Genomic DNA, 12,356 nt, shown 5'->3' with positions numbered 1-12,356 from the left:
TTTTAACGTCCCGCGGCTCTTCAATAAGTTAGGGTAAAACACTTATAAACTTTACGGATAATCCCAGATTTCGAAAGTACGCAACAATATTTAGATTCACGACTTAAACCCCAATTTTTTGAGGCTGCTGTTAGCCACAAGCTTTATTTTATTATTGAGTAAATTGTAAATATAATTATTAAAAATAACGACTAAACAGCATTTTTTTTCTTTTTGTCTGATACTTTTATTTTTTCATGATATTCAATAGCATTCTACTCTGTCAAAAAATATCCTCTCCATGCATTATCTGGTATTGACATTACAAACTTTTCTTTGCAAGTATTGCATTGATAATACATTCTGAAATCTATTAATCCACTTTCAATTTCGTTTTTTGATTCCAATAATTTAATTTTTTCAGACTTACATTTTAAATCTAAAATTTCCTCAAACTTTTCAAATTCAGCTTGTGAATGAAAATCATAATACTGTTTATCAAAACAATCTTTGCAAATTTTTATTCTTTCGTTTGGTATTTCGTAATTGATTTTCGGGTTCGATTTTTCAACTTGTGGCTACTTGTTTTTATATATATAATGGAGTCATACAAAGCTATCCAAAATTAGACGTTTAAACATGACTGGATCACACAAACCTATCCATAATCTTATAGATTACGATTGTCCTATTATTCTGCTAATGTATTAAAAATCAAAACCTCGCTAAAATAAAAAAACCTCCCTTTTCAGAGAAGTTTTCGATATCAATTGGACTATTTTTCTAAACGTCATCGTAATCTACATAAACTGCGGCAGAAGTTGGATGTGCCTGACAGGTAAGTATCAATCCGTCGGCAATTTCTTTATCGGTAAGAATGGAGTTTTTAGTCATTTCGACAGTTCCTGAGGTAACACGTGCCAGACAGCTGCTGCATATTCCGCCTTGACAAGAATAGGGAGCATCAAGACCTTGTTTTAAAGCTGCTTCAAGGATAGTTTGTTTTTGTGACATTTCGAAAGTCGTTTCTTCATCATCCACCATAACAGTGATTTTTGAATGTCCTTCCAGATTTTCTTTTATCACATTTTCATGCGAAGAAGTAGTGAACAGCTCAAATTTTATTGCCGATTCTTTTACGTTTTTTTCTTTTAAAACGTTACTTACCAGATTAATCATTTCTTCTGGACCGCACAAATAGAACTTATCAAATTCCAGTTCCTTGTGTTTGTTGTTTAAGACAAAATTCACCGCTGATTTTTCTATTCGGCCAAATAAAGTATTTTCTGCTTTGGCTTGACTAAAAACATAATGCACAAAAAAGCGACCTACATATTGTAATTGCAAATCGTGTAATTCTTGGTAAAAGATAGTTTCTTCGGGAGATTTATTTCCGTAAACAAGTACAAAAGAGCTTTTAGGTTCATTTTTCAAAACCGATTTTAGAATGGATAAAACAGGTGTAATCCCGCTTCCGGCTACAAAAGCAACATAGTTTTTTTGTCGGTCCGCTTGAGGATCAAAAGTGAATTTCCCTTCTGGTTTTCCTACTTCCAGAACGTCGCCTGCTTTTAGTTTTGTATTGGCAAATTGAGAAAAAGCACCATTTTTTACCGCTTTAACGGCAATTCGTAATTCCCCGCTTTCTGGAGATGAACATATAGAATAGGCACGACGAATTTCTTTTCCGTCAAGTGTTAATCTTAAATTTACGTATTGACCTGCAATAAATGCATAGTTGGGTTTTAATTCTTCGGGAACGTTGAAAAGTATTGAAACCGCTGTTGCAGTTTCGTGTTTTACTTCTTTTATAATGAGTTTCAGGAATGAAGACATGTGATTATTTTTTTACAAAGATAGTAAACCGATATGTTTTCTAAAAGTGATAAATTTTGAAATTTTAATACCTAATTAAGTTATGTATAAGAATCTTATGTATATTTGTTATTCAAAATGCAAATGCAAATGAAAAATTCACAATTATATAAAGGAAGTTTAAATACCATAATCATGAAATTGCTGGAGGAAAACGGCAAGATGTACGGTTATGAAATTACTCAGAAAGTAAAGGCGATTACTCAAGGTGAACTCAATATCACCGAAGGCGCTTTGTATCCGGCCTTGCATAAACTGGAAGCTGAAGGTTTGTTGGATGTAGAGATAGAAAAAGTGGATAACCGTATGCGAAAATATTATAAACTGACGGAGAAAGGAACTACTGAAACGGTAAATAGACTTTCAGAATTGGAAGATTTTATCCGAAACATGCAGAGTTTAGTAAATCCTAAATTAGAATTTTAATTTTTTGAAGATGAAACTAACCACCGAACAAATAGAATATGTATCCAATTATATCAAATCCTTTAATATCAAATGGTATGAATTGCAAGTGGAGCTTACAGATCACATGGTAACTAGTATGGAGGAAATTTGGGAGAAAGAACCTGAACTTACGTTTCATCAAGTGAAACAGTATGCTGAAAATCGTTTTGGTCGAAATGGATTTAAGAAAGTTGAAAAAGAACGAAGAATAATTTTGCACAAGGAATTTAACCGAAGCCAATGGAAAATGGTAGTCGAGTATTTGAAATTTCCTAAAATTGTAATGAGTATTTTGTTGGTCGTTTTTGTTTATAGAATATCCTTTTATTTTGAGGATATTTTATTATACATCAAAATTTTATTTGGAATTTTGTTAGTCACATCAGTTGTATCAATCTTTAATTGGTTTCTATATAGGAAAATAAATGGCAAAAGATTCTTGGCACTGGAAACAGCATTCAGTGTCAATATTGGTTCAATATGGTTTTCTTACTGGGGTATATTTTTAGCAAAAAATTTTATAAAAAACCTGCGCGAAAATCATTTGTTTTTTCTTCCTTTTTGTTTTTTTTGGGTTTTGGGTTTTTTGCTTGTAATTACAGGAAAACACTTAACTAACAAAGTCGCTTCCAATATCAAAAAACAATACCAATTAAAATAATTGAGATGAAATTAACAACGGAACAAATTGAATATATATTCCATTATGTCAAATCCTTTGATATTAAATAGTTTGAGCGTCAAGTAGAATTGACAGATCATTTTGTTTCGATTATGGAGTAAATTTGGGAGAAAGAACCTGAACTTACTTTTCATCAAGTGAAATATAGAGCGGAACAAACTTTTGGCAGGAACTATTTTAAGAAAGTTGAAAAAGAAAGAAGAATAATTTTACATAAAAAATTTAAGCGAAGCCAATGTAAAATGGAAAGCGAGTATTTAAAATCTCCTAAAATTGTAATGAGTGTTTTATTGGTCGGCTTTGGTTATAGGATATCCTTTTATTTTTAGTCCTTCTTGTCCTAATGATTTTCATCATTTTCAAAATTATCCCATCTAAGGCGGAAGATTACTTGGTGGCTACTTATCCAGAATATAAATTAGAAATAATGTAACTTTTTTCCTGTTTCTTCTACTTACTCTAAAACCAAACCACCATATTATGTTTAAACGTTTTATTTATCTCGAATGGAAGGCTTTTACAAGATCAGCCTCTTTCGCAACTAATTTGGGATTAAAGATTTTAATGCTCTTTCTTATTGCTTATTTCTCTGTTGCTTTTCTGGCCTTAGGAATTGGAGCATTTTATATTCTTAAAAAAATGCATCTTGATCCGTTGGTAACTGTAGATAAATTTCTGATTTATTACTTCTTGATGGATCTGATAATTCGACTTTTATTACAGGCTATTCCAGTGATGAACATCAGGCCACTACTGACTTTGCCCATAAAAAAACCAACAATTGTACATTTTTCTTTAGGGAAAACGGTCTTGTCCTTTTTCAATTTTGTCCATGCTTTTTTCTTTATTCCGTTTTCGGTTGTTTTGATTATAGAAGGATATGATTTGGTAAGCGTAATACTTTGGCATTTGGCAATGGTTTCGTTGATTTACATCAATAATTTTTTGAATATTTTATTGAACAACAAAGACAACTTGTTTGCCATTTTCGTTGGAATAGTGCTTGTTCTAGGAGGTTGTCAATATTATAAGTTTTTTGATATTACGAATTATACTACTTTATTCTTTGACGGATTATTTCATACAAAATGGATGTTTCTTTTTCCAGTTATGGCTTTAATAGGATTGTATTATGTAACATTTCATTATTTCAAAAACAATTTATACCTAGATGCGGGTCTTTCGACCAAAAATAAAATCGCCAAAACCGAGGATTTGACTTGGTTAAACCAATTTGGGACTTTAGGAACATTTTTAAAAAATGATATCAAATTAATCAAAAGAAACAAACGTTCAAAAACCACTGTTATCATGAGTGTGGTGTTTTTATTTTATGGTTTTCTATTCTTTACCAATAAAATCGAAGTTTACAATAATCCCATAATGCACATTTTCGCAGGAATTTTTGTTTCAGGAGGTTTTTTATTCACTTTCGGTCAATTTGTACCCAGTTGGGACAGCTCTTATTACCAATTAATGATGACACAAAACATTCCTTACAAAGGATATTTGAGTTCAAAATGGTGGCTAATTGTAATAGCAACAGTTATTTCGACTCTATTGGCTTCGTTTTATTTGTATTTTGGATGGCAAGTGTACCTTACTATTGTTGTGGGCGCGATTTATAATATTGGAGTTAATTCGCATTTGGTACTTCTTGCCGGCGCTTACACAAAAACGCCAATAGATTTAGATTCCAGCAAAGGAGCTTTTGGAGATAAAAAAGCATTTAATATGAATACCATGCTGATTTCGCTCCCAAAATTGTTATTGCCTTTAGGACTTTATTGGATTGGTTCTAAAATAATGAATCCCAATTTAGGATTAATTATGGTAGCTGTTGCCGGACTAATAGGTTTTGCTTTGAGAGATAAAGTTTTTTCTTTAATTGAAAAGGTTTATAAAACCGAAAAATATAAAACCATTGATGCTTACAAGCAAAAGGGTTAATAGTCGATTTTATAAACGATTAACCAAATCATAAATAACTGATTAAACTTTAAAAAAATGATACAAGTAAACAAACTTTCAAAAACATATAACGGAACTACAGTTCTAAACATTGAAACGCTTGAGATTCCAAAAGGACAAAGTTTTGGATTAGTGGGTAATAACGGAGCAGGAAAAACTACTTTTTTCAGCTTGTTATTGGATTTAATCCAACCTTCAACGGGAAATATTATTAATAATGATGTTCAGGTAAATACCAGCGAAAATTGGAAACCTTTCACCGCATCTTTTCTTGATGAAAGTTTTTTAATTGGTTACTTAACACCCGAAGAATACTTTTATTTCATAGGTGATTTACGCGGTCAAAACAAAGCCGATATTGATGCACTGTTAACTAAACACGAAGATTTTTTTAATGGAGAAATCCTTAAAAACAAAAAATATTTACGCGATTTATCCAAAGGAAACCAAAAGAAAGTGGGAATTATTGCCACACTGATTGGAAATCCGGAGGTGATAATCTTAGACGAACCCTTTGCAAATTTAGATCCGACAACGGTTAGCAGATTAAAAAGGATTATCAAAGAACTTGCCGAAAATCCTGATATTACTGTGTTGGTTTCAAGCCATGATTTAATGCATACTGTTGAGGTTTGTGATAGAATTGTAGCATTGAATAAAGGCGAAATTGTAAAAGATATTCAAACATCCAGAGAGACACTTCAAGAGTTAGAACTGTTCTTTGCAGTTTAAATTTAAATTGGGCGTGACCCGGAAAAGAAAAATTCCGGGTCGGGCTTTTGTTTCAAATAAAATGTAATGAGGAGTCCTTGTTTAAAACAGCAATGATAATTACCTAATAGCCACTGGCTGTTCTCCTCTTAATCTCAAATCTCACGCAAAACCGCGAATCAAAAAGAAACCTAATAATTTCCACGATATCAAAAAGAAACGTATTTTTACAAGTCATTATACTAAAAAGTATTTTTAAAAGTTAATTGATAAAAACGTTTACCATTGAAAACCAACACATTTAGGCAACTAATTTCTATAGGATTTTTGTTATTTTTGATAGCATGTTCTACCAAGAAGGATACTTTTTTGGCTAGAAAATCTCATGCTTTAAGCACGAAATACAATATTTTATACAACGGTCAAATAGGTTTAGAGAAAGGTGTAGTGGGCATAAAAGCAAATAGCAAGGATGATTTTTGGAAGCGGTTGCCTATCGAAAAAATGCAAATTAAGGAGGATTTTGTTGTAGGTGAAAAACCCAAAAATGCTGATTTTGAATTAGCGGAAACCAAAGCTACAAAGGCAATTCAGAAACATTCCATGAACATTGGCGGAAGAGAAAAAAACAGCCAGATTGACGAAGCTTATTTATTGCTTGGAAAATCTCGATATTACGACCATAGATTTGTTCCCGCATTAGATGCTTTCAATTACATTTTATACAAATATCCCAATAGCAGTACTATTTATGAAGCCAAAATTTGGCGCGAAAAAACCAATATGCGTTTAGGAAACGATGCTTTGGTAGTTAAAAATATATCCAAACTTTTAGACGAACAAAAACTTAGCAATCAGGTTGTCGCTAATGCGAATGCGCTTTTATCAGAAGCTTTCCTGAATCTGGAGGAAAAAGACAGTGCTGTGGCAAAATTAAAAATCGCCGAAGAATACACTAAAATTAAAGTTGAAAAAGCCAGATATCGTTTTATACTGGGACAATTGTACGAAGAATTAGGAAAGAAAGACAGTGCAATTTACAGTTATAAGTCCGTTATTGACATGAAAAGAAAAGCGGCAAGAGCGTATGTTATTCAAGCGCAAGCCAAAAAAGCGCAATTATTTGATTATGAAAAAGGAGATACAACGGCTTTCTTAAAAACAGTTAAAACGCTTATTGCTGATCGAGAAAATCGACCATTTTTAGATGTAATTTACTATCAAATGGGAGTGTTTCACGATAAAAATAACAACCAGAAACAAGCCTTAAAATATTACAATTCTTCTCTTAAAAAAGCAACTACAGACCAATATTTAATTGCCTCTAATTACCGAAATTTAGGGATTATGTATTTTAAAAATGCAGAATATCCAATCGCGGCAAAATATTATGACAGTACACTTGTACAACTGGATACTAAAACCAGAGAGTTTCTTTCGATTCAAAAAAACAGAAAAAATCTAGATGAGGTTATACAATATGAAGGTATCGCCAAAAAAAATGACAGCATTATTCATGTCGCTTCTTTGTCGGAAACGGACAGAGTTTTATATTTTGAAAATTACATTGATAAATTAAAAAAATCAGACGAAACCAAGAAAATTTTAGCAGAAAAAGAAAAAGAGAAACTGGAAACGATAGCGAGAAATGCTAAACCAACCAGTATTGATCCCGTTGTTTCCGGACCGGATTTACCGAAACCCAAAAAAGCATCATTGGCACCTCCTTCGATGGCAGATGCGAGTATGAATCAAGTAAGCGTTTTTTATTTTTATAATCCTACTACAGTCGCTTTTGGAAAAGTAGAATTTAAAAAAACATGGGGAGCACGTTCCTTAGGGGGGAATTGGAGATTATCAACGGGCAAAACTGATTTAAAAGAGAACGATACTATAAATGGAAAAACACAAACTGCTGAAAATGCATTGGTGCAAGAAAAAATAATACAAGAATATACAACTGATTATTATTTGAAACAACTTCCGGTATCGCAAACGGCAATGGACAGCATCGTTAAAGAGCGTAATTTCGTTTATTACCAACTTGGAGTAGCGTACAAAGAAAAATTCAAGGAATACGATTTGGCCAGCAATAAACTAGAACAATTACTGAAGAATAATCCGGAAGAAAAACTAGTTCCTCCTGCGATGTACAACTTGTTTAAAATTTACCAAATTACAGATGTAAGCAAAGCAGAAGAGATGAGAAGAAGAATTTCTGCTCAATTCCCGGATTCTCGTTATACGCAAATAATAAACAATACAAATCCGAACGAGGCTTTGGCCAATGAAACTCCTGAAAGTGAATATAATAAATGGTATAAACTCTATAAAGAAGAGCAATTTTTGATTGTGTTAGAAAAATCAGATGCTTTGATTAATCAGTTTTCCGGAGATGAAATTGTGTCTAAATTTGAACTGCTAAAAGCAAACGCAATTGGAAAATTAAGAGGCTTAGCAGCTTATAAAACCGCTTTGCAATATGTTGCAGATAATTATCCAAATAGCGAAGAAGGGAAGAATGCACAAGAAATAGTAACTACTCAGATTCCATTTTTAGAACAAATGAATTTTAATACTATTGACACTAAAAACTGGAAAATTCTTTATAAAGTTGGAAGTCGAGAAGATAAAAACGCAAAAGCAATTGAAGAGAAAATTAAACGATTCATTACCGTTGAAAATCATCAAAATTTAACTTTTTCTAATGATGTTTACACGGACAAAGAAAATTTTATAACCATTCACGGCGTTACTTCAGAAGTTTATGCAAACGCTATTGTTAAAGCATTAAAAGAAGATAAAAAATATAAAATCGAGGAACCTACTATTGTACTTTCAAATGAAAATTACAAAGTAATTCAGATTAAGAAGAATCTTGATGTATATTTAGCACCGAAAAATCAATAACCATGTTTGATAAAAAGCCAAAATCATATACAGACCTTCTAGGGAAAACCAACAGAATTGTTGAAGGGACTGCTATAAAAGGAGATATTATTTCTCAGGCGGATTTTAGACTGGATGGAGAATTAATTGGTAATTTCCAATCCAGCGGGAAAATTGTTATTGGACCTGCAGGAAGTGTTACCGGTGATATTATATGCAGAAATGCAGATATTGAAGGGAAATTTGAGGGTAAGATTCAAGTTACAGAAATCCTGAATGTAAAATCAAAATCAAGTATTCATGGAGAAGTCATCTGTGGAAAATTAGCAGTAGAGCCAGGTGCTGATTTTAGTGCTTCATGCACTATGAAAACCAATATGAAGAATCTAATGCCAAATGATGGACAACAAACCCAACAAAAAACAAGCTAGTAAATGGCTTGCTCTGATTAATATCCCAATTCAAATGGGGGCGATAATCTTTCTGTTTTCCTATCTTGGAAACTGGTTAGACGAAAATCATCCCAACCCCAAAGTATATTACAATAAGGTTTTAGTGATGGTTGGAGTCGCATTAGCCTTATACAATGTTATACGACAAGTAAAGGAAATCAACAAATCAGAATAAATTCCAATAAAAACAAAACTAAAACCTAGAAAATATCGGGAGTTCTTTTGACTTTCGGTAAAAGACAATCTGATGAATTTAAAAAATTACAAACCGCTTATAAATTTAGCATTGCTGGTAGCAGTAGCTTATATACTACATAAAATTATTTTTTACAGTTTTAATATAGATGATACAGCGTTTCATTATTCGATAGAAGTACTTTATTTATTATTTTCAGTTTTGTCTGTAATAGTCCTTGCTGTTTTGTTGAAAGTAAAGGAACAAAGTTTTGACAATATTGGAATGTCCTTTCTATTGAGCACAAGTATTAAAATGGTTGTTTGTTATTTGATTCTAAGGCCAGTATTACAAGCGTCAGGGCAGAATAGCAGCATAGAAAAAAGGAATTTTTTCGCGATGTTTATTCTCTTTTTAGCAATGGAAACCATACTTACGATACGAATATTAAACAAAAATCAATAAATAAGGAGTTTTATACGCGGAATGCCCGAAAAATAAATTTTTTATATGCTTTTGAATATTAATAAAAAATGTACATTTGCACCAAATTTTAGAAACGTAATAAATTAAGATATTTAACTGTTATGGTGATTTCAAACAAACCACTTAGATTTATAATAGCGACATTAGTAGCGTGCCTTCCATTAATTAGTTTTGCAAATCCGGAAATGGATTCTGTAAAAGTAAAAACCGAAGTTGCACATGAATCTGCGGAAGCGGCTCATGCTGAACCAACAGATGTAAAATCTAAAATCAAGGAATTTATTAATCATCACCTTTTGGATTCGCATGATTTTACACTATCTGTAAATGAAGAAACAGGAGAGCATTACGGTGTTTCCTTACCAATTATTCTTTGGGATAATGGTTTGCAAGTATTTTTATCTTCAAAATTTCATCATGGTGAAGAAATAGCGGAACACAATGGTAATTACTATGTGTTACACCATGAAAAAATATACAAAACTCAGGCGGATGGAGAATTAACAGAAGGAGAAAACGGTTTTCCGACAAATGTTAGACCCATAGATTTCTCTATCACTAAAAGTGTTATTGGTATAATGCTGGTTTCCTTATTTATGTTTTTGTTGTTTGGTAGTTTGGCAAAATCGTATTCTAAGAACAACGGAATCGCTTCAGGAGTAGGACGTGTTTTTGAACCTTTAGTTTTGTATGTACGGGACGAAATTGCAATTCCAAATATTGGAGAAAAAAACTATAAAAAATACATGAGCTACCTGCTTACTATATTTTTCTTTATTCTTTTTCTTAATATTTTAGGATTGATGCCACTTGGATTTAATGTAACTGGAAATATCGCTATTACAGTATCATTAGCAATTTTAACGTATATCATTACAACTTTAACAGCTAATAAAAATTATTGGGGACACATTTTCTGGATGCCAGGTGTGCCAACTCCAATGAAATTTATCTTGGCGCCGATAGAATTGCTAGGAACAATCATTAAACCATTTTCGTTGATGATACGTTTGTACGCTAATATGTTAGCAGGTCACGTAGTTTTGATGAGTATTATTGGTTTAATGTTTATCTTTAAAAGCTGGATTGGAAGTACATTATCTTTTGGATTAGCATTTGCGCTTTCTATCCTTGAAATATTGGTTGCTTTTTTACAAGCGTATATTTTCACAATGTTATCTGCACTTTATTTTGGAGCAGGAAATGAAGAGCATCATCACGACGAAGCTCACCATTAAGTCGAAAGTCAAACGTTGAAAGTTTAAAAGTCACCTTGACTTTATGACATTCGACTTTAGAACTTTAGACTATTAATAAGAATGTTTAATTTTTAATATATATATTATGCAAATTCCAACTATTGTAGGAGCAGGGTTAATTGTAATCGGAGCAGGTTTAGGTATTGGTAGAATTGGAGGTTCAGCAATGGACGCTATTGCTCGTCAACCAGAAGCTTCTGGAAAAATCCAAACAGCTATGCTTATTGCAGCTGCACTTATTGAAGGTATTGGTTTCGCTGCGTTATTCGCATCTTAATTAAAACTAAAAAAGCAATAGTTGCAACGGTTGGTTGTGACTATTGTTTTTAAAATTAAAACATAAAAAATTTATAATTATATATAATGGATAAGTTAATAAATGATTTTTCGTTTGGTTTGTTTATTTGGCAAGTTTTAATATTTGTTGGATTAATATTCTTATTAAAAAAATTCGCTTGGAAACCAATTCTTGATGCAGTTAATGATAGAGAAGAAGGAATCAAAAATGCATTACTTTCTGCTGAAAATGCTAGAAAAGAAATGCAAAATCTTCAGGCAGATAACCAACGTATTTTACAAGAAGCAAGATTAGAGCGTGACAATATGCTTAAAGATGCTCGTGAAATGAAAGAGAAAATGGTTGCGGATGCTAAAAACGAAGCTCAAGCTCAAGGTCTGAAAATGATCGAACAAGCGAAAGCAGCAATCGAAGGTGAAAAAAATGCAGCAATGGCTGAATTGAAATTACAAGTTTCTACTTTATCATTGAGTATTGCAGAAAAATTATTGAAAGACGAATTGTCTAACAAAGAAGCTCAAACTAAATTAGTTGAGAAAATGTTAGGTGACGTAAAATTGAACTAATTATGGCAAGTACAAGAGCAGCAATTCGTTATGCAAAAGCAATTTTAGATTTAGCAACCTCAAAAGGTGTTGCTGAAGTTGTGAATAACGATATGAAATTGATTGCTTCAACAATCAACGGAAACTTGGAATTAAGTACTTTTATTCAAAACCCAACGTTAAAAGTTGAGGTAAAAGAGAAAGCACTTTTAGAAGTTTTTGCAGGTATTGATGTCGTTACTCAAGGGTTATTTCATTTGTTATTTGAAAACAAAAGATTCGAAATTCTTGAAGCAATTGCTACAGAATACAGTAAATTATCTGATATTATGAATGGTGTTGAAGTAGCCAAAGTGATTACAGCTATTCCTATGGATGCGGCATTAGAAGCTAAAGTTTTGGCTAAAATCGCAACCCTTTCAGATAAAAAAATTACAATAGAAAATATAGTAGATGCTTCAATCATTGGAGGATTTATTCTAAGAATAGGCGACAAGCAGTACAATGCGTCAGTAGCCAACAGATTACAAGTATTAAAAAGAGAGTTAAGTAATTAGTTTTATTACACATTTAAGTGTCTAAATTAT

General features: G+C 32.2%; 13 protein-coding genes. 12 read left to right on the top strand and 1 reads right to left on the bottom strand.

Features of this window, described 5'->3' with window-relative positions; translation table 11 throughout:
• Positions 1-762: 762 nt before the first annotated feature.
• Positions 763-1,815: a ferredoxin--NADP reductase gene (locus C4S35_RS01720; RefSeq protein ID WP_103998500.1), complete on the bottom strand. Its 1,053-nt coding sequence runs from the start codon at positions 1,813-1,815 to the stop codon at positions 763-765.
• 129 nt (positions 1,816-1,944) lie between these two features.
• On the opposite strand from C4S35_RS01720, the gene C4S35_RS01715 reads away from it, so the two are divergent.
• The 12 genes from C4S35_RS01715 (at position 1,945) to atpH (ending at position 12,326) form a co-directional block, all read left to right on the top strand.
• Positions 1,945-2,280, top strand: a complete 336-nt coding sequence (locus tag C4S35_RS01715) for a PadR family transcriptional regulator (RefSeq protein WP_073209413.1) — start codon at positions 1,945-1,947, stop codon at positions 2,278-2,280.
• A gap of 10 nt (positions 2,281-2,290) precedes the next feature.
• Positions 2,291-2,962, top strand: coding sequence for a hypothetical protein (locus tag C4S35_RS01710; protein ID WP_167386499.1), 672 nt, complete (start codon positions 2,291-2,293; stop codon positions 2,960-2,962).
• Between the two features lie 501 nt (positions 2,963-3,463).
• Positions 3,464-4,933, top strand: a complete 1,470-nt coding sequence (locus C4S35_RS01705; RefSeq protein WP_103998498.1) for a DUF5687 family protein — start codon at positions 3,464-3,466, stop codon at positions 4,931-4,933.
• 57 nt (positions 4,934-4,990) lie between these two features.
• The gene (locus C4S35_RS01700) at positions 4,991-5,686 is read left to right on the top strand and encodes an ABC transporter ATP-binding protein (protein ID WP_103998497.1); all 696 of its coding nucleotides are present in this window, start codon (positions 4,991-4,993) and stop codon (positions 5,684-5,686) included.
• A 264-nt stretch (positions 5,687-5,950) separates the two neighbouring features.
• The gene (porW, locus tag C4S35_RS01695; protein ID WP_103998496.1) at positions 5,951-8,575 is read left to right on the top strand and encodes a type IX secretion system periplasmic lipoprotein PorW/SprE; all 2,625 of its coding nucleotides are present in this window, start codon (positions 5,951-5,953) and stop codon (positions 8,573-8,575) included.
• Between the two features lie 2 nt (positions 8,576-8,577).
• Positions 8,578-8,985 carry a bactofilin family protein gene (locus tag C4S35_RS01690; protein ID WP_103998495.1) on the top strand — a complete coding sequence of 136 codons (408 nt, stop codon included), beginning with the start codon at positions 8,578-8,580 and terminating at the stop codon, positions 8,983-8,985.
• Entirely contained in the window at positions 8,954-9,181 is a 228-nt protein-coding gene (locus C4S35_RS01685; RefSeq protein ID WP_103998494.1) for an AtpZ/AtpI family protein, read from the top strand. The genes C4S35_RS01690 and C4S35_RS01685 overlap by 32 nt, the downstream gene beginning before the upstream one ends.
• A gap of 72 nt (positions 9,182-9,253) precedes the next feature.
• A complete protein-coding gene (locus C4S35_RS01680; RefSeq protein WP_103998493.1) occupies positions 9,254-9,646 on the top strand; it encodes a hypothetical protein in 393 nt (130 codons plus the stop codon).
• Between the two features lie 122 nt (positions 9,647-9,768).
• Positions 9,769-10,905 carry a F0F1 ATP synthase subunit A gene (gene atpB, locus C4S35_RS01675; protein WP_103998492.1) on the top strand — a complete coding sequence of 379 codons (1,137 nt, stop codon included), beginning with the start codon at positions 9,769-9,771 and terminating at the stop codon, positions 10,903-10,905.
• 106 nt (positions 10,906-11,011) lie between these two features.
• Entirely contained in the window at positions 11,012-11,203 is a 192-nt protein-coding gene (gene atpE / locus C4S35_RS01670) for an ATP synthase F0 subunit C (protein ID WP_007136870.1), read from the top strand.
• A gap of 86 nt (positions 11,204-11,289) precedes the next feature.
• Positions 11,290-11,790 (top strand): F0F1 ATP synthase subunit B, encoded by a 501-nt coding sequence (locus C4S35_RS01665; RefSeq protein WP_103998491.1) that lies wholly within the window; start codon positions 11,290-11,292, stop codon positions 11,788-11,790.
• Positions 11,791-11,792: 2 nt separating this feature from the next.
• Positions 11,793-12,326 carry an ATP synthase F1 subunit delta gene (gene atpH, locus C4S35_RS01660; RefSeq protein ID WP_103998490.1) on the top strand — a complete coding sequence of 178 codons (534 nt, stop codon included), beginning with the start codon at positions 11,793-11,795 and terminating at the stop codon, positions 12,324-12,326.
• The last annotated feature ends 30 nt before the right edge of the window (positions 12,327-12,356 follow it).

This window comes from Flavobacterium urumqiense, assembly GCF_900108015.1.
Classification (GTDB): domain Bacteria; phylum Bacteroidota; class Bacteroidia; order Flavobacteriales; family Flavobacteriaceae; genus Flavobacterium; species Flavobacterium urumqiense.
This window is presented reverse-complemented; position numbering and strand designations above follow the sequence as displayed.